The following is a 20,164-nucleotide window of genomic DNA, read 5'->3' on the forward strand; positions in this document are numbered from 1 at the left end:
AATTGTCTTTAGAATGATGAGGTGCTGACCGACCGCGAGCGACAGATCGTCGACCTGCTCCGTCGCGACCCCCTGATGGGCTCGGAGGCCCTGGCCGCCGCGCTCGGCACCACCCGCGCCTCGATCAACGTGCACGTCTCCAACCTGGGCAAGAAGGGCGTCATCCTCGGCCGGGGCTACGTCCTGGCCGAGAGCCCGGGCGCCGTCGTCGTCGGAGGCGCCAACATGGACCTCAAGGCCCGCAGCGCAGCACGGGCGACCAGCCACACCAGCAACCCCGGCCACGGCTCGATGGCCCCGGGCGGCGTGGCCCGCAACATCGCCGAGAACCTCGGCCGGCTCGGCGACCGCGTCCACCTCGTCTCCGTCGTCGGTCGCGACCCGCTCGGCGAGAACCTGCTGAGCCACACCGCCGCCGCGGGCGTGCGCATCGAGCACGTCGCCCGCACCGACCGTCCGACCGGGACCTACACCGCGGTCCTCGACGCCGACGGCGAGCTGATCGTCGCGATCGCCGACATGGAGGCCACCGCCGAGCTCGGACCCGACCAGGTCCAGGCCGCGCGCGACGTCATCGCCACCGCCGGCGTGCTCGTCCTCGACGGCAACCTGCGGCGCGAGGCCCTCGAGCACGCGCTCGACCTGGCGGGCGGCGTGCGGACGATCTTCGAGCCGGTCAGCGTCCCCAAGGCCACCGCGCTCAAGGACGCGCTCGACGGCCGCGTCTGGGCCGTGACCCCCAACCGCGACGAGCTCGCTGCCCTCACCGACCTGCCGACCCGCACCGACACGCAGGTGCGTACGGCGGCCGCCGCCCTCCACCAGCGCGGGGTCGAGCTCGTGTGGATCCGGCTGGGCGAGCGCGGCTCGCTGCTGAGCACCGCCGACGGCGTTGTCGAGATCCCCGCCGTACCCACCTCCGTCGAGGACGTGACCGGAGCGGGCGACTCGATGCTCGCGGCCTTCTGCCACGTCCTGCTCGCCGGCGGCTCCCCCGAGGAGGCCGCCCGCTTCGGCCATGCCGCCGCGGCCCTCACCATCGCCAGCCCGCACACCGTCCGCCCCGACCTCACCCCGCGCCTGATCCGCACCACCCTCGACCAGAAGGAATCCTCGTGACCACTCCGCACCCCTCCCTCCGACTCACCGACGAGGTCGCCCAGGCCCTCGCGGACGGTGCGCCCGTCGTCGCGCTGGAGAGCACGATCATCAGCCACGGCATGCCCTACCCGCAGAACGTCGAGATGGCGACCGAGGTCGAGCGCATCGTCCGTGAGGGCGGCGCCGTCCCCGCGACGATCGCCGTGCTCGACGGCGTGCCCCGCATCGGGCTGGACGAGCAGTCCCTCGAGCTGCTGGCCACGCACCCCGACGTCGCCAAGGTCAGCGTCCGCGACCTGCCCTACGTCATCGCGCGCGGCACGCACGGCGCCACCACCGTGGCGGCGACGATGCGCCTGGCCGCGCTGGCGGGCATCCGGGTGTTCGTGACCGGCGGGCTCGGCGGCGTGCACCGCGGTGCCGAGACGTCCTTCGACATCTCCGCCGACCTGACCGAGCTGTCGCTGACCGACGTCGCCGTCGTCTCGGCCGGGGTGAAGTCGATCCTCGACATCGCGCTCACCCTCGAGACGCTGGAGACGCTGCACGTGCCGGTGCTGTCCTACGGCACCGACGAGTTCCCGGCCTTCTTCTCCCGCTCCAGCGGCCACGCCTCGCCCATGCGTGCCGACACCCCCGAGGAGGTCGCCGCGTTCATGGCCGCCAAGTGGGACCTCGGCATCGCCGGCGGAGTGTCGCTGGTCAACCCGATCCGCGAGGAGGACGAGATCCCCGCGGACGAGATGGACGTCGTCATCCGCCAGGCCATCGCCGACATGGACGCCGCCGGCATCCACGGCAAGGAGGCGACCCCGTTCCTGCTCGGCCGCATCGTCGAGATCACCGGCGGCGCGAGCCTGAAGGCCAACATCGCGCTGGTCAACAACAACGCCCGCGTCGGCGCCGCGGTCGCGACGGCGTACGCCGCTCGGTCGGCCTCTACCTGAGGGCGGGGCCGCCTCGGTCTGCAGACAGAGGCCGCGCGTGCCTCCGCGGGCGTAGCGTGCGGACATGAGAGGTCGGGCGGTGGGCCGGTCCGACGGCGTCGGAGCATGGGCGGGACTCACGCGTCGGCTCTCGCCGTACGTCGATCTCGCCGTCGGGCTCGTCGCCGCGGCCCTGTCGGTCACCTCGCTGGTGACCAACGACGTGGCCGCGATCGACCCCCGGCTGCATCCCGCCGACGCGTGGTCCGTCGCCGCGACCGCGGTCGCCGGACTGTCCCTGGCCTGGCGCCGGTCGCGCCCGGCCGGGTCGTTCGCCGTGTTCCTCGGCGGCTGCCTGGTGGTCACCCTCACCTGGCACTACATCGGCCTGCTCTCGGTGCTGCTGCTGGTGAGCCTCTACTCGCTGGCCGCCCACGGCCGGCGCCGCGACGGCGTCGCCGGACTGGCCGTCGGCCTGGCGATCTTCGTCGGCCTCGCACTGCTCGACGTCCCCGACCTGGGCGCCTCCGACCTCCTGCAGGCCTGCGCTCTCCTCATCGCCGCCTGGGCCCTCGGCGACGCCATCCGGTCCAGGCGCACCCAGCAGGCGGAGCGGCTCCGGGTCGCGGAGCAGGAGGCCGTCACCGCACGGGAGCTCGCCGCTCGGGCCGTCGTCGAGGAGCGCTTGCGGATCGCCCGTGAGCTGCACGACGTGGTCGCGCACAGCATGTCCCTGATCGCCGTGCAGGCCGGGGTCGGCGGGCACGTGATCCGCTCCGACGTCGCGGCCGCCGAACGCTCACTCGACATCATCGCCGAGACCAGCCGCAGGGCCCTGACCCAGACCCGCTGGATGCTGGGACTGCTCCGGGCGGACGACGTCGACCCGGCCGCCCCGCCGATGAGCACCATCGGCGACCTCGACAGCCTCGTGGAGGGCGTCCGGGAGGCCGGCGTCGACGCCTCCCTGACCGTGGCCGGCCACGCCCGCACGCTCGACCTGGCCGTCGAGCTGGCGGTCTACCGCGTCGTGCAGGAATCCCTGACCAACGTGCTCAAGCACTCCGGCGCCAGCCGGGCTCGCGTGCGCGTGACCTACGTGCAAGACGGTGTGGACGTCGAGGTCAGCGACCAGGGTCGCGGGGCACCGCGGGTCCCAGGTGCCGGGGCGAGCGGCGGACACGGGCTCGCGGGGCTGCGCGAGCGCGTCCGGCTCCTGGGTGGCGTCCTGGACTACGGGGCGGTCGACGGGGCCGGGTTCCGCGTGAGCGCCCACCTGCCCTCGTCGCTGGAGGCGGTCTCGTGATCCGGGTCGCGGTGGTCGACGACCAGGAGCTCGTGCGCTCGGGCTTCGTGGTGCTGCTGGGCTCCAGCCCCGGCATCGAGGTCGTCGGCGAGGCGGGCGACGGCGCCGGGGCGTGGGAGCTGTGTCGCCGTACGACCCCCGACGTGGTGCTGATGGACATCCGGATGCCGCGGATGGACGGCCTCGAGGCGACCCGGCGGATCGTGGCCGACCCCGTGTGCGCCGGCACGCGGGTGCTGGTGCTGACGACCTTCGACGACGACGAGCTGGTGCACGAGGCGCTGGTGGCCGGCGCCAGCGGGTTCCTGCTGAAGGACACCCGGCCGACCCAGCTGCTCGACGCCGTCACCGTGGTGGCCGCCGGCGACGCCCTGCTCGCGCCATCGGTCACCCGACGGCTGATCGAACGGTTCGCCGCCCTGCCGACGCCCCCGGTGCGATCCGCCGACGACGGACTGACCGACCGCGAGCGCGAGGTGCTGGTCGCCGTCGCGCGCGGACTGTCCAACCAGGAGATCGCCGACGCGCTGCACATGGGCTACGGCACCGTGAAGACCCATGTCAGCCACGTGCTGACCAAGCTCGGGCTGCGCGACCGCGCCCAGCTCGTCATGCAGGCCTACGAGTCGGGACTCATCGTCCCCGGGACCGGCTGACCTCTGCCGCGGGTCTCGCGGCGCGACGACCTCGGACAGATGTGAGGGACCCGTCCCGGCGACCAGATTGGGGGCACGGCCAGACCGGCCGACCCACCCGACGGAGGTTCCCCCATGTCCCGACCACTTCGCGAGGTCACGACCTATCTCGTGCTCGCCTTCGCCATGGCCGTCGGCATCGCCGCCGCACTGCCGCACGCCGGCATCGGCGTCCTGCTCAGCGCGATGATCCCGATCACGACCGTCCTCGTCATCACCGCGACCACGCCGCGAGGTGGACGTCGCGCGCTGTGGGCCGGCTTCGGCCTGAACCGATCAGGCAGGCGAGTCTGGCCGATCGCCCTGTTGGTGCCGGTGCTCCTGTCCGGCCTGGCGTACGGCGCCGCGGTGGTGCTCGACGTCGCCGAGCTCCGCGACTGGAACTCCTCGCACGGACTCCTGTGGTGGGCCCTCAACATCGTCACCACGCTCGCCTCCATGACGGTGCTCTTCGTGGGCGAGGAGATCGGCTGGCGCGGCTACCTGCTGCCCCGCCTGCAGCAGCTCACCAGCCGTCGGCGCGCCGCGCTCGTCGCCGGTCTCGCGCACGGGTGTTTCCACCTGCCGTTGATCCTGATCGCCACGACGTACGACGAGTTCGGGAGCCGCTGGTTCGTCGCCCCGATGGTGGTGGCCACCCTGACCCTGGGCGGCGTCTTCTACGCCTACCTCTGGGACCGCACCGGCAGCGTCTGGCCCGTCGCGATGGCCCACGGCGCCATCAACTCCGCCTTCGGCTGGGGCGCCGCCGCGGTGGTCGGGTCCCAGACCGACCTGGCCTACGTGGCCGGGGAGAGTGGCGTCGCGACCTTCGGGGTCGTGGCTGTCCTCGGTGCGTTGCTCCTCGCGCGGGCGGAGGTGTGGCGCACGCGCCGCTCCACCGTACCCACTCCCGAGCCCGGGCTCCTGTCGTCGGCGTCCTAGTCCGGGCGGCGCGCGAGCACGTAGAGCCGGTCGGTGGTCTCGCCCCGACCGGTGAGCGGGCCGCGGAGATACCACTCGACGTCCACGAGCCCTGCAGCCTCGACGGTGCGGACGACCTGGGCCGGGTCGTGGAGCACGACGTCGAGGTCGACGTCGCGGCCGAACCACTCGCCGAGGTGGCGCACCTCGCTGCCGGCGTGCATCGCCAGCACCAGCCACCCGCCCGGCGCGAGCGGGCGGGTGAGCGCGGCGATCGCCGCCGGCAGCTCGGAGGCGGCGAGGTGGATCAGGGAGTACCACCCCAGCACCGCCGCCCACCCCGCGCTCGTCGGCGGACGCCCCAGGCGCCGGAGGTCGTCGACCTCGAACCCCACGTCCGGGAAGCGGCGACGCGCCTCGTCGACCATCGCGGGCGACAGGTCGATCCCCGTGGCGTCGGCGCCGAGCGCGGCCAGGTGGGCCGTGACGTGACCAGGACCCGACCCGACCTCGATCACCGGCCCCCCGGCGGAGGCCGTCGCCACCCGGTCGAGCAGCCAGGTCTCGAACGGCAGCCCGGCCAGCTCGTCGGCCAGCTGGTCGGCGTAGGCGGTGGCCACGGCGTCGTACGTCGCCCTGACCCGTGTGTCGCGTGCCTCGCCGCCCTCCGCGATGACGGCGTCGCGGTCGACGGCCACGCTCGGGGAGCCGGTCGGCTGCTCGTCGACGGGGGCGAGGAGGTGGACCCAGCGCGCATCCTGCTGGCCCGGGCGCCGCTCCAGCTCGCGGACCAGCGGCTCGGCGCGCTGCGCCATCCGGGCCAGGCACTCCTCGACCTCGTGCCGGTCGGCGAAGGGGTGGAGCCGCTCGGTCCGGGTGCGCAGCTCGCCCGGCGCCTGCTCACCGCGCAGCAGCAGGACCGTGAGGATCGCGCGCTCGTCGGGGTCGAGCCCGAGGTGCTCGTCGAGGACCTGGTGGTACTTCAAGGTCCGCCGGCCGGTCGGGGCCCAGACGATGCGCAGCAGCCCGCGCTCCTTGAGCGAGCGCGCGGTCTGCTCGACGGTGGGGAGGTCCAGGTCGGTGACGGGGTCGCGGTTGTTGGACTGGTTGCAGGCGGAGACGAGGGCGTTGGCGGTGAGGGGGTAGGTCGCCGGCACCGTGGTCTGCTTCTCCAGCAGGGCACCCAGGATGCGGCGGTCGGTGGCGTCGAGGACGGGGAGCTCGCTCACGGCACGACCCTAGGTCCCCGAGCCAGCGTTGTGCGCCCCCACCGGCCGTGGCACGTTGGAGGACAACGGCAGCCCGCCGGCGGACGAAGGAGACCCATGCCCACCATCTCGGCCAACGACATCACCCTGACCTACACCGACAGCGGCGGCACCGGCCGCCCGGTCGTGCTCATCCACGGCTGGCCGCTCAGCGGAGCCTCGTGGTCCGACCAGGTGCCCGCCCTCACCGACGCCGGCTACCGCGTGGTGACCTACGACCGCCGTGGCTTCGGTGGCTCCGACAAGCCCGAGGGCGGCTACGACTACGACACCTTCGCGGCCGACCTGGCCGGCCTGCTCGACGGGCTGGACCTGCGCGACGTCACCGTGGTGGGCTTCTCGATGGGCGGCGGCGAGGTCGCTCGCTACCTCGGCGCGCACGGCTCGGAGCGGATCCACAGCGCGGTCCTGGCGGGGGCCGTCCCGCCGTACCTGCTCAAGACCGACGACAATCCCGACGGGGGCCTGGGCGAGGAGGACGTCGCCGGCATGGAGGAGGGCGCGCGCACCGATCGCGAGAACTTCCTCGACGGCTTCACCACCAACTTCTTCAGCGTCGACGGCGAGCTCAAGGTCACCGAGGAGCAGCGCCAGGAGGCCCTCGCGATGCAGGAGCCCGCGCGCGACGAGGCCGTGGTGGGGTGCATCGGCGCCTTCGGTCGCACCGACTTCCGCGACGACCTCGCGAAGATCGACGTGCCCACGTTGGTGATCCACGGCGACTCGGACGCGATCGTGCCGTTCGAGGTCTCCGGCAAGCGTTCCGCGGAGGCGATCGCCGACAGCACCCTCGTGGTCGTCGAGGCCGCTCCCCACGGCTTCAACGTCAGCCACAAGGACGAGTTCAACGCCGCGCTGCTGGAGTTCCTCGCCCGCTGACGGGTCCGGGGCGTACGGCGAGGTGTGCTCCTCGGCGTACGTCCCCGCAGGCTCCTAGAGCGACGCGACGGCCGGTGCGACCTCGGTGCCGAGCAGCTCGATGCCGCGCAGCAGGTCGGCGTGGGCGAGTCGGGGGTTGGTCATCTGCAGGGACAGCCGGTCGACCCCGCCCAGCTGTTCGCCGACCCGGGCGATCTTGTCGGCCACGGTCTGCGGGTCGCCCATGAAGAAGGCGCCGTTGGGCCCGGAGGTCGCGTCGAACTGGATCCGCGACGGCGGCGGGAAGCCCCGCTCCCGCGAGACCTGGGTGAACATCTGGTTCCAGCCGGGGTAGATCGTGTCGGCCGCCGCCTGGGTGCTCTCGGCGACGAACCCGAAGACGTGCAGGCCGACCTTGAGCTGCTCCGGCGGGTGGCCCGCCTCGGCGCCGGCGCGGCGGTAGAGGTCGACGAGGGGGGCGAACTGGCGGGGCTCGCCGCCGATGATGGCGATCATCAGCGGCAGGCCGAGCAGCCCGGCTCGCACGAAGGACTCGGGGGTGCCGCCCACGCCGACCCAGATCGGCAGTGGATCCTGCACCGGTCGCGGGTAGACGCTTTGGCGGACGAGCGGCGGCCGGTGCTGACCCGACCAGGTCACCTCCACCTGGTCGCGGATCTGCAGGAGCAGCTCGAGCTTCTCGGAGAAGAGCGAGTCGTAGTCGTGCAGGTCGAGACCGAACAGCGGGAAGGCCTCCGTGAAGGAGCCTCGTCCGACGACGAGGTCGATGCGGCCCTTGGCGATGAGGTCGAGGGTCGCGAACTGCTGGAACACCCGGACCGGGTCGTCGGCGCTGAGCACCTTGACCGCGCTGCCGAGCCGGATGCGCTCGGTGCGCGCGGCCGCCGCAGCGAGGATGATCTGGGGTGCGGAGTCGTAGTACTCGCTGCGGTGGTGCTCGCCGATGCCGAAGGAGTAGAGCCCGACCCGGTCGGCCAGCTCGATCTCCTCGAGGAGGTGCTCCAGCCGCTCCGCCGCACCGACCTCGTGCCCGGTGCTCGGGTCGGTCACGCTGGAGACGAAGCTGTCGACGCCGATGTGCACGGGTCCCCCTGGAGGCGATGTGGCCGCGGCAGGCATCGCGGACCTTCGCGATCGAGCCTAGGGGATGGTGCCAGGGAGCGACGTCGCGGATCAGGTGGTGGAGCCTAGGGGACTCGAACCCCTAACCCCCTGCTTGCAAAGCAGGTGCGCTACCAATTGCGCCAAGGCCCCCGGTCGAACGGGCGAAGCAGGTCAGGACTTGTGGACGGTGTCCGTCGCCTCGGCCCACAGTGCCTGCTCGCTCTTGCCCTGGTCGATCTTCTTCTTCGCGAAGGCGGCGCCGGTGGCGGCGAGCAGGACGAGGAGGATCTTCTTCATGCGGCACCTTGGGGAGAGGGCGGAATCGGAGATGGTGGGCCTAAGAGGACTTGAACCTCTGACCTCTTCCTTATCAGGGAAGCGCTCTAACCGTCTGAGCTATAGGCCCGGTGCCGCTTGACGCGGCGGTGGTCGCCCGAGGGCGACCGAGGGGGAACATTACCGCACGCCCGAGCGGGCCGACAAAACGTCAGCGCTCGTCCTCGGCCAGGGTGACCTCGATGCCGCCGAGCAGTGCCGCGGCCATGTTGTAGAGGAAGGCGGTGAGGGTGGCGATCGCGGTCAGGAGGATGACGTCCATGATGCTGACCAACAGCGTGAAGCCGAGGACGCGGCCCATGCCGAGGTAGTTGGTGACGTCGAAGTCGGAGGTGTTGGAGTCACCCTCGACCACGCTGGCCACGGTGGAGTTGATCGAGTCCCACACGCCCGCGGCGCCCAGCACCGACCAGACCATGAAGACCGCGACGAAGGTGACGACGCCGAAGGCGACCGAGAGCAGGAACGACGTCTTCATGACGCTCCACGGGTCGATCCGGGTCAGCCGCAGGCGGGCCCGACGCGGGGACTTCGCCGCGCCGCGCGCCTGCTTCCTCGGCTCGTCGGCCGTGCCGGCCACCGCGTTGGCGCGGTGCTCGGTGGCGGCGTTCGACAGGGTCGAGGTGATGCGCTCGGCGAGCGGCGCGCGCTGCGTCGTCTCAGAGTCGGCGGGCGTGCTCGCGTCGCTCGAGCTGGTGCCGCCGGAGGCCCGGGGGGCGATTCGCTCGGACATGGATCACTCCTCAGAGTCTTCGTCTGGACTCTCGATTGTTGCACCGTCGGCCACATCCGGCGATTCCACAGCCTCGGACGTCGGAGCGGGAGCGGTGGTTTCGACGGTGGTCTCGACGGTGGTCTCGACCTCGCCCTCCTCCGGCTCCTCGGCGTCCTCGCGCGCCTCGACCGAGCGGGCCACCACGGCGACGGCGTCGCCCGCCTTCGGGCTGACGAACTTCACGCCCTGGGTCGATCGGCCGGTCGCACGGAAGTGCTCGTTGATGGGGCTGCGCACGACCTGACCGGCCTGGGTGATGGAGAGGATCTCGTCGCCCTCCTCCACGATGAACGCGCCGACCAGGCCGCCACGGTCCTCGTTGGTCAGCGTCATCGCCTTGATCCCGAGCCCGCCGCGACCGGTGGTGCGGTAGTCCGTGATGCGCGAGCGCTTGGCGAAACCGCCGTCGGTGATGGTGAAGACGTACTGCTCCTTCACCTCCTCGGACTCGGCCGCGTCGGTGCCGGGCGCCTCGTCGGCCGCCTCCTCGGCGGCGACCTGGGCCGCACGGATGACCGACATGGACAGGACCGAGTCCTCGCCCTTGAACTTCATGCCGGTGACGCCGGACGTGGCGCGCCCCATCGGGCGCAGCTGGCCGTCGTCGGCCTTGAAGCGGATCGCCTGGCCGCGGCGCGAGACGAGCAGGATGTCGTCGTCGCCGTTGACCAGCTCGGCACCGATCAGCGCGTCGTCGTCGTCGCGGAAGTTGATCGCGATGACGCCGGCCTGACGCGGGCTGTTGTAGTCGCCGAGGCGGGTCTTCTTGACCAGGCCGTTGCGGGTGGCGAGCACGAGGTAGGGGGCCTGCTCGTAGTCGCGGATCGCCAGCACCTGCGCGATGTCCTCGTCGGGCTGGAACGACAGCAGGCCGGCGACGTGGCCTCCCTTCGCATCGCGTGCCGCCTCGGGCAGGTTGTAGGCCTTCGTGCGGTAGACCCGACCGGCCGTGGTGAAGAACAGCAGCCAGTGGTGGTTGGTGGTGGAGATGAAGTGCTCGACCACGTCGTCGCCGCGCAGGGTCGCGCCGCGCACGCCCTTGCCGCCGCGCTTCTGGGTGCGGTACTGGCTGGCCAGCGTCCGCTTCGCGTAGCCACCGCGGGTGATCGAGACGACCAGCTCCTCGTCGGGGATCAGGTCCTCCATCGACAGGTCGCCGTCGGCGGCGATGATCTGCGAACGGCGGTCGGTGCCGTACTTCGCGACGATCTCGCCGAGCTCGTCGATGACGATCTGACGCTGGCGCGTCTCGTTGGCCAGGATGTCCTCGAGGTCGGCGATCTCCAGCTCGATCTTGGCGAGCTCGTCGATGATCTTCTGCCGCTCGAGGGCCGCGAGCCGGCGCAGCTGCATCTCGAGGATGGCGTTGGCCTGGAGGTCGTCGATCTCGAGCAGCTCCATCAGGCCGCTGCGCGCCTCCTCGACGTCGGGGGAGCGACGGATCAGCGCGATGACGTCGTCGAGCGCGTCGAGCGCCTTGACCAGTCCGCGGTAGATGTGGGCGCGCTTCTCGGCCTCGGCGAGGCGGTAGCGGGTGCGCCGCTGGATGACCTCGATCTGGTGGGCGACCCAGTTGCTGATGAACTGGTCGATCGTCAGCGTGCGCGGGACCTGGTCGACCAGGGCGAGCATGTTGGCCGAGAAGTTGGTCTGCAGCTCGGTGTGCTTGAACAGGTTGTTGAGCACGACGCGGGCGACCGCGTCGCGCTTGAGCACGATCACGAGGCGCTGGCCAGTGCGCGAGCTGGTGTCGTCGCGGACGTCGGCGATGCCCTGGATGCGCCCGGAGTCGGCGAGCTCGGCGATCTTCAGCGCGAGGTTGTCGGGGTTGACCATGTAGGGCAGCTCGGAGATGACCAGGCAGGTGCGGCCCTTGGCGTCCTCGTCGATGTCGACGACCGCGCGCTGGGTGATCGAGCCGCGGCCGGTGCGGTAGGCCTGCTCGATGCCCTGGCGACCGACGATCAGCGAACCCATCGGGAAGTCGGGGCCCTTGATCCGCTCGATCAGCGCGTCCTGCAGCTCCTCGCGGGTCGCGTCGGGGTGCTCGAGGGCCCAGATCGCGCCCTCGGAGACCTCGCGCAGGTTGTGCGGCGGGATGTTGGTCGCCATCCCGACCGCGATGCCGGCCGAGCCGTTGACCAGCAGGTTGGGGAACCGGCTGGGCAGGATGGTCGGCTCCTGCGAGCGCCCGTCGTAGTTGGGCTGGAAGTTGACCGTGTCCTCGTCGATCTCACGGACCATCTCCATGGCCAGCGGCGCCATCCGGCACTCGGTGTAGCGCATGGCGGCGGCGGAGTCGTTGCCCGGCGAGCCGAAGTTGCCCTGGCCGTTGATCAACGGCGCGCGCATCACCCACGGCTGGGCGAGGCGGACCATGGTGTCGTAGATCGCGGTGTCGCCGTGGGGGTGGTACTGACCCATGACGTCGCCGACCACGCGCGAGCACTTGCTGAAGCCGCGGTCGGGGCGGTAGCCGCCGTCGTACATCGCGTAGAGGATGCGCCGGTGCACGGGCTTGAGGCCGTCGCGCACGTCGGGCAGCGCGCGACCGACGATGACCGCCATCGCGTAGTCGATGTAGCTGCGCTGCATCGACACCTGGAGGTCGATGGGCTCGATCCGGCCGCCGCCGTCGCCGCCGCCCTCGATCAGGTTCCCGGTGTTCTCAGTCATGTGCCTGTGTCTTTCTCGTCGAATCTAGGACAATCTAGGAGTGGTCGTAGAAACCTAGATATCGAGGAATCGAACGTCCTTGGCGTTGCGCTGGATGAAGGAGCGGCGCTGCTCGACGTCCTCGCCCATGAGGATCGAGAAGATCTCGTCGGCCTGCGCGGCGTCCTCGAGCGTGACCTGCAGCAGGATCCGGCCGGCCGGGTCCATCGTGGTCTCCCACAGCTCGTCGGCGTTCATCTCACCGAGGCCCTTGTAGCGCTGGACCGGGTTCTCCTTGGGCAGCTTCTTGCCCTGCTCGAGCCCGTCGCGCATCAGCGCGTCGCGCTCGGCGTCGGAGTAGACGAACTGGTGCTCGGCCGGCTTGTTCCAGCGCAGGCGGTAGAGCGGGGGCTGGGCCATGTAGACGTAGCCGTGCTCGATCAGCGGCTTCATGAAACGGAAGAGCAGCGTCAGCAGCAGGGTGTTGATGTGGTGGCCGTCGACGTCGGCGTCGGCCATCAGCACGATCTTGTGGTAGCGCAGCTTGTCGCTGTTGAACTCCTCGTGGATCCCGGTGCCGAGCGCGGAGATGATCGACTGCACCTCCTGGTTGGCCAGGACCTTGTCGATGCGCGCCTTCTCGACGTTGAGGATCTTGCCGCGGATCGGGAGGATCGCCTGCACGCGCGGGTCGCGACCCTGGCGGGCGGACCCGCCGGCCGAGTCGCCCTCGACGATGAAGACCTCGCACTCGGCCGGGTTGGTCGACTGGCAGTCCGACAGCTTGCCGGGCAGGCCGCCGCCACCGAGGAGACCCTTGCGGCCGCGGGCCAGGTCGCGCGCCTTGCGGGCGGCGATGCGCGCCGACGCCGCGGCCTGCGACTTGCGGACGATGTCCTTGCCCTCGGCCGGGTTCTGCTCGAACCAGGCACCGAGCTGGTCGTTGACGACGCGCTGCGTGAAGCCCTTGGCCTCGGTGTTGCCGAGCTTGGTCTTCGTCTGGCCCTCGAACTGCGGCTCCTCGAGCTTGATCGAGATGATCGCCGTCAGGCCCTCGCGGATGTCGTCACCGGAGACGCGGTCCTCCTTCTTCTTGATCTGCCCCCACTCCTCGCCCCAGTGGTTGACCAGGGAGGTGAGCGCCGAGCGGAAGCCCTCCTCGTGGGTGCCGCCCTCGTGGGTGTTGATCGCGTTGGCGAAGGTGTGGACCGACTCGGTGAACGAGGTGTTCCACTGCATGGCCACCTCGAGGCTCATGTGCGCCCCGCTGCTCTCCGGGCTCTCGGCCTCGAAGGAGATGATCGTCGGGTTGGCCTTGTCCTTGCGGCGGTTGAGGTGCTCGACGTAGTCGACGAGGCCGCGGTCGTACTTGAAGATCCGCTCGAGACCGGTCTCGGTCTTCTTGATCGCGTCAGAGGTGGCCTGGTCGACCGAGGCGTCGATCGTGCCGTCCTCGACGGCGTCGGCGATGTCGTCGGCGTGCTCGCGCTCGTCGCGCACGACGATCTCGAGACCCTTGTTGAGGAAGGCCATCTCGCGGAAGCGGTTGGTGATCGTCTCGAGGTTGTAGGTGGTCGTCTCGAAGATGTCCTCCGAGGCCCACCACGTCACCGTGGTCCCGGTGCGCTCGCCCGGCTCCATCTCGCGGACCTGCTCGAGGTCGGCGTCGGGGACGCCGAGGGAGAACCGCTGGCGCCACAGGTGTCCACGGTTGCGTACGTCGACGACGAGCGTGGTCGAGAGGGCGTTCACGACCGAGACGCCCACCCCGTGCAGGCCGCCGGAGACCTTGTAGCCGCCGCCGCCGAACTTGCCACCGGCGTGGAGCAGCGTCAGCGCCATCGTGACCGCGGGCATGTCGGCGCCGGGCGCGGTGTCGGTCGGGATGCCACGCCCGTTGTCCTCGACCTGGATGCTGCCGTCGGCCTTGAGGGTGACGACGATGCGGTCGCAGTAGCCCGCCATCGCCTCGTCGACCGCGTTGTCCACGATCTCCCAGATCAGGTGGTGCAGTCCGCGCTCACCGGTGGACCCGATGTACATGCCGGGTCGCTTCCGGACGGCCTCGAGGCCCTCGAGGACCTGGATCGCGGAAGCGTCGTACTCGACGCCGTTGGGCTGCTCAGGGACCTGGGCGTCGCTCACGCACACCTCTTCTGCTGGGCACCCGTCAGGGTGCGGGACATACAGGAAGGTCGTGACTGGGACAGTCTCCGACCTTGCGTCCAGTCTAGCCGTCAGAGGCCCGGATTCCACGTGCGACCCCCGGAATGGGGGCATCCGGGGACGAAATGTGCCCCTCAACGCCCTCCAGAGGGCTGACGGAGCGCCGAACAGGGGGTGTGCTGGGCCCCCGTACGTCCCCGAGGCCCGCAGATCGGCAGATCGTCTACCCGTAGGTGTCGCGTGGACCGCGTCCGTCGCGGGTGGTGTAGCGGCCCTTCTTCCAGCTCGGCAGGTGCGGGCCCTGGATGTCGATGACGGTGACCACTCCGTCGCCGAGCTCGACGTTGAGGCGCTTGACGATGGTCGGGGCGAGCAGCTTGAGCTGGGTGGCCCACGCCGTGGAGTCGGTGCGCACGGTCAGCCGCGACTCGGTCAGCGCCTCGGGTGTGCAGTGCGCCGCGACCTCCTCGCCGACCAGCTCGGCCCAGCGACCGAACACCGACTGGACCCGCAGGTCGAGCTCCCAGCCGTGCTGGCCGATCATCCGCTTCATCGCCGAGTCGAGCAGCTGCGGGTCTCGGTCGTCGGGGTGGGCGCCGGACGACTTGGGGACGGTACGGCGTCGGAAGTCGCCGGAGGTCTTGCGCCGCGGCGCCTTGCCGGGCCCGGAGCCGGCGGCTCGTCGCGCCGAGCGGGCGAAGTCGAGGCCGTCGTCGCGCCGCCCCGGCTCGCCAGCCTCGTCCGCCGCCTCGTCCAGGGTCTCGTCGGCGCTCTCGTCCCGAGTCTCGTCAGGCATCGCGGCGTACCTCACCGTCGGCGACCACGAACCGGATCCCCTGCAGGGAGGCGGGCACGTCGGCGGCGACGGCCGCGGTGACCAGCACCTGCTCGGCGCCGGCGACGAGGTCGGCGAGCTGGGCGCGGCGCTCGGAGTCGAGCTCGGCGAAGACGTCGTCGAGCACCAGGATCGGGTCGTCGCCGTCGGCTCGCAGGAGGTCGTACGACGCCAGCCGCATCGCCAGCGCGAAGGACCACGACTCGCCGTGCGAGGCGTAGCCCTTGACCGGCAGCCGCAGGTCGCCGTTGCCCAGGGTCAGCACCAGCTCGTCGCGGTGCGGCCCCACCAGGGAGATGCCCCGGTCGAGCTCGTCCTTGCGCCGGCGCTCGAGCTCGGCGAGCAGCGCCTCCTCGAGCCCGGACGGATCGGCCGGCAGCTCGAAGGAGGGCTTGTACTCGATCTCGGCGTCATCGCGGTTCGCCCCGCGCGCGACCGCCTCGTAGGCCTTGCCGAGGTAGGGCCGCAGGTCGTCGACGAGCCGCAGCCGGGCGGCCAGCAGCTCGGCGCCGATGCTCGCCAGCTGGAGGTCCCACACCGCGAGGGTGGACAGTGCGGTTTCACGTGAATCACCGCGGGCGATACCGGCGGTCTTGAGCAGGCTGTTGCGCTGCTTGAGGATCCGGTCGTAGTCGGAGCGGACGCCGGCCAGGCGCGGGGCGCGCAGGATGAGCAGGTCGTCGAGGAACTTGCGCCGGTCGGACGGGTCGCCCTTGACGAGGGTGAGGTCGTCGGGGGCGAAGACCACCGTGCGGACGACGCCGATCAGCTCGCGCGGGCGGGGGAGGGGCGACTTGTTGATGCGCGCGCGGTTGGCGCGGCCCGGGTTGAGCTCGACCTCGAGGATCGCGGTGCGCCCGGCGCGGACGACAGCCGCGCGGATCAGGGCCTGGTCGGCGCCGGCCTTGACGAGCGGCGCATCGGAGGCGACGCGGTGGGAGGAGAGGCGCGAGAGGTAGTCGATGGCCTCGACGAGGTTGGTCTTGCCCTGGCCGTTGCGCCCGATGAACGCCGTCGCTCCGGGCTCCAGCTCGACGTCGAGGTCGGCGTAGGAGCGGAAGTTGTGCAGGGTGAGGTGCGCGACGTGCAAGGAGGTCTAGCTCTCCGCGGACTCGTGCCCACCGCCGGCACCAGCCTGCTGGGAGGCCGTCGACTGGTCGGGACCGCCGTCCCCGCCCGCAGCGTCGCCACCCTTCGGGGGAGCGGTGCGCACGGCGTGGCCACCGAACTGGTTGCGCATCGCGGAGACCGCCTTCATCGTCGGGGAGTCGTCCTGGCGCGAGACGAAGCGCGCGTAGAGCGCGGCGGTGATCGCCGGCGTCGCGACCGCGTGCTCGATGCCGGCCTCGACGGTCCAGCGGCCCTCGCCGGAGTCCTCGGCGTAGCCGGCGATCTTGGACAGTCCGGGGTCTTCGTCGAGCGCCGCGACCATCAGGTCGAGCAGCCACGACCGGATGACCGTGCCCTCGCGCCACGAGCGGAAGACCTCGGTGACGTTGTCGGTGAGCTCGGCGGTCTCGAGGAGCTCCCACCCCTCGGCGTACGCCTGCATGATCGCGTACTCGATGCCGTTGTGGACCATCTTCGAGAAGTGCCCGGCGCCCACCTTGCCGGCGTGCACGGAGCCGAAGTCACCCTCGGGCTTGAGGGTGTCGAAGACCGGCTGCACCTTCTCGATGTCGGCCGCGTCGCCGCCGTACATCAGGGCGTAGCCGTTCTCGAGGCCCCAGACCCCGCCGGAGACGCCGCAGTCGACGTAGCCGATGCCCTTGTCCTTCAGCGACTCGGCGTTGGCGAGGTCGTCGGTCCAGCGCGAGTTGCCGCCGTCGACGATGACGTCGCCCTCGCTGAGGAGGTCCTTCAGCTCCGCGACGGTGGCGCGGGTCGGCTCCCCGGCGGGCACCATCACCCACACCGCGCGGGGCGAGGGGAGCTGCTCGACCATCTCGGCCAGCGACGCGGCGTCACTGACGTCGGGGTTGCGGTCGTAGCCGACGACCGTGTGCCCGCCGCGCCGCAACCGCTCGCGCATGTTGCCGCCCATCTTGCCCAGCCCGACGAGTCCGATGTCCATACGGGCGACCCTAGCCGGACGCGCGGCCGGAGTGAACGTGCGTCACGACAGCAATCGGCGCGGCATCAACAGGTAGCGGAACGAGTCCTCGTCGCCGGCGTCGGTGCTCGAGATGACGACCGGCTTGCTGGCCTGGGTGAAGGCGAGGTCGATGTACTCGCCGTCGAGGGCGGTGAGGCCGTCGAGCAGGAACTGCGGGTTGAAACCGGTGGTCAGGTCGTCGCCGTTGATGTCGGCCTCGATCACCTCGGTGGCCTGCGCCTCGTCACCGGTGCCGGCGTCGAGGACCAGCTGGTTGTCACCGAAGCGGAGCTGCACGGCGGTGTTGCGCTCGGCCACCAGCGCGACGCGCTTGACCGTGTCGATCAGCTCGTCCTTGCGCACCTTCGCGACGGTCAGGTGCTCGCTCGGGAAGAGCGAACGGACCTTGGGGAACTCGCCGTCGAGGAGCCTGGTGGTCGTACGGCGCACGCCACCGAGCCCGGAGCCCTCGAACCCGATCAGGCCCTCGCCGCCGTCGCCGGAGCTGAGCGCGATCGTGACCTCGGCACCGGAGGTCAGCGCCTTGGCGGTGTCGCCGAGCACCTTGGCCGGGACCAGGGCGGCGACCGACGCGTCGGGGGTCTGCGGGTTCCAGGTCAGCTCGCGGTGCGAGAGGCGGAAGCGGTCGGTCGCCAGCAGCGACATGGTGGAGCCGTCGATCTCGATGCGCACGCCCGTCAGCACGGGCAGCATGTCGTCGCGACCGGCGGCGGTGACGGCCTGGGCGACGGCGTGGGCGAAGTCGTTGCTCGACACCGTGCCCGTGGCCGCCGGCATCTGCGGCAGCTTGGGGTAGTCCTCGACCGGCATCGTCTGGAGGCTGAACCGGGCGGACCCGCAGGTCAACGAGACGCGGGGACCGTCGAGCTGCATCTCGATCGGCTTGGCCGGCAGGCTGCGGCAGATGTCGGCGAGCAGGCGTCCGCTGACCAGCGCGCTGCCGTCGTCGCTGACCTCGGCGGTGAGGTCGGCCCGCGCCGAGGTCTCGTAGTCGAAGGTGGAGAGCACCAGTCCGGCGTCGCTCGCCTCGATCAGGAGGCCGGCGAGCACGGGCGAGCTGGGGCGGACCGGCAGGCTGCGCGCCGCCCAGGCAACGGCATCGGCGAAGACGTCGCGTTCGACGCGGAACTTCACTTCGGGCTCCTCAAGTTGGAACTGCGCGGGCTGGTCAGCAGGGGTGCCGGGACGACACGGATCGGCGCGGGGTGCGCGCGGATGGTGAATCCTGCCATGGGAAGGACGGCGAGCGGGAGGGAAGGTGTGGGTTGTCCCCAGCTCGTCGTCGGTTCGGAGGTTTCTGAGATTCGATCCGGTTACAGGTCCATAGGAGTCATAGCGTCTGTGGAAACTGTGGACAACTGCTGTTCGTGCAGGTCAGGCGGAGCAATCGGGGTGCACAGGGGCTGTGCGCTGGGTTGTCCACGAGCCGGATCACCTGTGCACGCTGACCGGATGGTGCGAGCGGCGATGCGGTCCACCCACAGGTCCTGTGGAGGAAACGCCCGCTCGAACCACACGTCCTCCACAGATTGCGGCTCACCCTTGACGAGCCTGGACCTTGAGGCGGTTGGTGAGCTCGGAGACCTGGTTGAACACCGCGCGACGCTCGGCGAGGAGCTGGCGGATCTTGCGGTCGGCGTACATCACGGTCGTGTGGTCGCGGTTGCCGAACTCGGCCCCGATCTTGGGCAGCGACAGGTCGGTGAGCTCGCGGCACAGGTACATGCCGATCTGGCGCGCCATCACCAGGTGGCGCCCCCGGCTCGGGCCCGTGAGGTCCTCGATGGACACCCCGAAGTAGGCGGCGGTCTGCGCGATGATCAGCCCCGGCGTGATCTCAGGCTCCGCGCCCTCGGGGATCAGGTCGCGCAGCACGATCTCGGCCAGGCTCATGTCGACGTCCTGGCGGTTGAGGTTGGCGAAGGCCGTGACCCGGATCAGCGCGCCCTCCAGCTCGCGGATGTTGGTCTGGATCTTGGAGGCGATGAACTCGAGCACGTCCGGCGGCGCGGTCAACCGGTCCATGGCCGCCTTCTTGCGCAGGATCGCGATGCGCGTCTCCAGCTCGGGCGGCTGGACATCGGTGATCAGCCCCCACTCGAACCGGTTGCGCAGCCGCTCCTCCAGCGCCTCGAGCTTCTTCGGCGCCTGGTCGGAGGTCAGGACGATCTGCTTGTTGGCGTTGTGGAGGGTGTTGAAGGTGTGGAAGAACTCCTCCTGCGTCTGGGTCTTGCCCTGCAAGAACTGGATGTCGTCGATGAGGAGGACGTCCACGTCGCGGTAGCGCCGCTTGAACCGGTCCTGCCGGTCGTCGCGCACCGCGTTGATGAATTCGTTGGTGAACTCCTCGCTCGAGACGTAGCGCACCTTGGCGTTGGTGTAGAGGCTGCGGACGTAGTGGCCGATGGCGTGCAGCAGGTGGGTCTTGCCGAGCCCGGACTCGCCGTACACCAGGAGCGGGTTGTAGGCCTTGCCCGGCGCCTCGGACACCGCGACGGCGGCCGCGTGCGGGAAGCGGTTGGACGACCCGATGACGAAGGTCTCGAAGGTGTACTTCGGGTTCAGGCGGGTCTCCAGCGCCGAGTGGTGGGTACGGCGATCGGCGACCGGCTCGCGCTCGGTCCCGTCGCTCGATGCCGGCGTGGCGGGGATGAGCCCGGCGGGCACGCCGTCGTCCAGCGGTCGATTTGTCGACAAGTCGTCAGATGGACTTGGTGATTCGTCGATGTGTGTCTGGGGAGACCGGTCCTCGAGGGCCGGGTTGACGCTGACCGCCAGCCGGATCTCGCGACCGAACGACTCGCTCAGCGAGTCCTCGAGCTGCGCTCGCAGGCGGCCCTCGAGCTGCCCGCGGGTGAAGTCGTTGGGCACCGCGATGATCGCCGTGCTCTCGTGGAGGGTGACCGGCTCGCTGGCGCGCAGCCAGGCGCGCTGGTTGGGCTGGAGCTCGTGGACGATCGCCCGCCAGACGGTGCCGAGGTCGAGATCCGGTGCGGCGAGCGGGTTGCCGGGCACCTCGCTCGGGTCGCTCCGGTCGCCTGCCTGACCGTCGACATGTGCGTGGGTGCGGTCGTCCACCGGCCTACCTCTCCTGCGTCT

Annotated in this window: 16 protein-coding genes, 2 tRNA genes and 1 pseudogene; 6 read left to right on the forward strand and 13 right to left on the reverse strand. The window is 70.7% G+C overall.

All coding sequences use genetic code 11. The features are described 5' to 3' along the window. Positions 1–21: 21 nt before the first annotated feature. The 5 genes from C7S10_RS08950 to C7S10_RS08970 all read left to right on the forward strand — a co-directional run bounded on the left by C7S10_RS08950 (position 22) and on the right by C7S10_RS08970 (position 4,952). Positions 22–1,119 carry a carbohydrate kinase family protein gene (locus C7S10_RS08950; RefSeq protein ID WP_108344103.1) on the forward strand — a complete coding sequence of 366 codons (1,098 nt, stop codon included), beginning with the start codon at positions 22–24 and terminating at the stop codon, positions 1,117–1,119. Beyond that, complete coding sequence (locus C7S10_RS08955) at positions 1,116–2,048, forward strand: pseudouridine-5'-phosphate glycosidase (protein ID WP_108344104.1); 933 nt, start codon at positions 1,116–1,118, stop codon at positions 2,046–2,048. The genes C7S10_RS08950 and C7S10_RS08955 overlap by 4 nt, the downstream gene beginning before the upstream one ends. A gap of 64 nt (positions 2,049–2,112) precedes the next feature. Beyond that, positions 2,113–3,333, forward strand: a complete 1,221-nt coding sequence (locus tag C7S10_RS08960) for a sensor histidine kinase (protein ID WP_133176472.1) — start codon at positions 2,113–2,115, stop codon at positions 3,331–3,333. Then, positions 3,330–3,989 carry a response regulator gene (locus C7S10_RS08965; protein ID WP_108344106.1) on the forward strand — a complete coding sequence of 220 codons (660 nt, stop codon included), beginning with the start codon at positions 3,330–3,332 and terminating at the stop codon, positions 3,987–3,989. The genes C7S10_RS08960 and C7S10_RS08965 overlap by 4 nt, the downstream gene beginning before the upstream one ends. Positions 3,990–4,103: 114 nt before the next feature. Further along, positions 4,104–4,952, forward strand: a complete 849-nt coding sequence (locus C7S10_RS08970) for a CPBP family intramembrane glutamic endopeptidase (RefSeq protein WP_108344107.1) — start codon at positions 4,104–4,106, stop codon at positions 4,950–4,952. On the opposite strand, the gene C7S10_RS08975 is transcribed toward C7S10_RS08970, so the two are convergent. After that, entirely contained in the window at positions 4,949–6,160 is a 1,212-nt protein-coding gene (locus tag C7S10_RS08975; protein WP_108344108.1) for a DUF480 domain-containing protein, read from the reverse strand. The two genes, C7S10_RS08970 and C7S10_RS08975, sit on opposite strands and share 4 nt — an antisense overlap. Positions 6,161–6,256: 96 nt before the next feature. Here C7S10_RS08975 and C7S10_RS08980 point away from each other — a divergent pair, with 96 nt between their 5' ends. Then, on the forward strand, positions 6,257–7,078 hold the full coding sequence (locus C7S10_RS08980; RefSeq protein WP_108344109.1) for an alpha/beta fold hydrolase: 822 nt from the start codon (positions 6,257–6,259) through the stop codon (positions 7,076–7,078). 54 nt (positions 7,079–7,132) lie between these two features. Here the strand turns inward: C7S10_RS08980 and C7S10_RS08985 are convergent, their stop codons facing one another. From C7S10_RS08985 to dnaA, 12 genes and pseudogenes are all read right to left on the reverse strand, one after another. Next, positions 7,133–8,161 (reverse strand): Atu2307/SP_0267 family LLM class monooxygenase, encoded by a 1,029-nt coding sequence (locus C7S10_RS08985; protein WP_108344110.1) that lies wholly within the window; start codon positions 8,159–8,161, stop codon positions 7,133–7,135. 95 nt (positions 8,162–8,256) lie between these two features. Continuing rightward, positions 8,257–8,332, reverse strand: a tRNA-Ala gene (locus C7S10_RS08990). Positions 8,333–8,353: 21 nt separating this feature from the next. Next, a complete protein-coding gene (locus C7S10_RS22755; protein WP_243395287.1) occupies positions 8,354–8,479 on the reverse strand; it encodes a DLW-39 family protein in 126 nt (41 codons plus the stop codon). Between the two features lie 32 nt (positions 8,480–8,511). Next, positions 8,512–8,588, reverse strand: a tRNA-Ile gene (locus tag C7S10_RS08995). A gap of 81 nt (positions 8,589–8,669) precedes the next feature. Continuing rightward, entirely contained in the window at positions 8,670–9,251 is a 582-nt protein-coding gene (locus C7S10_RS09000) for a DUF3566 domain-containing protein (RefSeq protein ID WP_108344111.1), read from the reverse strand. Between the two features lie 3 nt (positions 9,252–9,254). Beyond that, complete coding sequence (gene gyrA / locus C7S10_RS09005; RefSeq protein WP_108344112.1) at positions 9,255–11,969, reverse strand: DNA gyrase subunit A; 2,715 nt, start codon at positions 11,967–11,969, stop codon at positions 9,255–9,257. Positions 11,970–12,023: 54 nt separating this feature from the next. Next, positions 12,024–14,093 (reverse strand): DNA topoisomerase (ATP-hydrolyzing) subunit B, encoded by a 2,070-nt coding sequence (gene gyrB, locus C7S10_RS09010; protein WP_243395288.1) that lies wholly within the window; start codon positions 14,091–14,093, stop codon positions 12,024–12,026. 244 nt (positions 14,094–14,337) lie between these two features. Further along, on the reverse strand, positions 14,338–14,910 hold the full coding sequence (locus C7S10_RS09015; protein WP_108344360.1) for a DciA family protein: 573 nt from the start codon (positions 14,908–14,910) through the stop codon (positions 14,338–14,340). Beyond that, a complete protein-coding gene (gene recF / locus C7S10_RS09020; protein WP_108344114.1) occupies positions 14,903–16,039 on the reverse strand; it encodes a DNA replication/repair protein RecF in 1,137 nt (378 codons plus the stop codon). Before recF ends, C7S10_RS09015 begins: the two co-directional genes overlap by 8 nt. Before the next feature lie 6 nt (positions 16,040–16,045). Then, positions 16,046–17,026, reverse strand: a pseudogene (gene gnd / locus C7S10_RS09025) (phosphogluconate dehydrogenase (NAD(+)-dependent, decarboxylating)); the annotation flags it as partial. Positions 17,027–17,065: 39 nt separating this feature from the next. Next, positions 17,066–18,199, reverse strand: a complete 1,134-nt coding sequence (gene dnaN / locus C7S10_RS09030; protein ID WP_108344116.1) for a DNA polymerase III subunit beta — start codon at positions 18,197–18,199, stop codon at positions 17,066–17,068. A 402-nt stretch (positions 18,200–18,601) separates the two neighbouring features. Continuing rightward, a complete protein-coding gene (gene dnaA, locus C7S10_RS09035) occupies positions 18,602–20,080 on the reverse strand; it encodes a chromosomal replication initiator protein DnaA (RefSeq protein WP_207769325.1) in 1,479 nt (492 codons plus the stop codon). Between the last annotated feature and the right edge of the window lie 84 nt (positions 20,081–20,164).

This window comes from Nocardioides currus (genome assembly GCF_003057875.1).
Lineage (GTDB): Bacteria > Actinomycetota > Actinomycetes > Propionibacteriales > Nocardioidaceae > Nocardioides > Nocardioides currus.

Bases quoted from the DNA above. Each gene is read 5' to 3' on its own strand.
- C7S10_RS08960 (WP_133176472.1), top strand. From the start codon at position 2,113: ATGAGAGGTCGGGCGGTGGGCCGGTCCGACGGCGTCGGAGCATGGGCG.
- C7S10_RS08970 (WP_108344107.1), top strand. From the start codon at position 4,104: ATGTCCCGACCACTTCGCGAGGTCACGACCTATCTCGTGCTCGCCTTC.
- C7S10_RS08980 (WP_108344109.1), top strand. From the start codon at position 6,257: ATGCCCACCATCTCGGCCAACGACATCACCCTGACCTACACCGACAGC.
- C7S10_RS22755 (WP_243395287.1), bottom strand. From the start codon at position 8,479: ATGAAGAAGATCCTCCTCGTCCTGCTCGCCGCCACCGGCGCCGCCTTC.
- C7S10_RS09000 (WP_108344111.1), bottom strand. From the start codon at position 9,251: ATGTCCGAGCGAATCGCCCCCCGGGCCTCCGGCGGCACCAGCTCGAGC.
- gyrA (WP_108344112.1), bottom strand. From the start codon at position 11,969: ATGACTGAGAACACCGGGAACCTGATCGAGGGCGGCGGCGACGGCGGC.
- C7S10_RS09015 (WP_108344360.1), bottom strand. From the start codon at position 14,910: ATGCCTGACGAGACTCGGGACGAGAGCGCCGACGAGACCCTGGACGAG.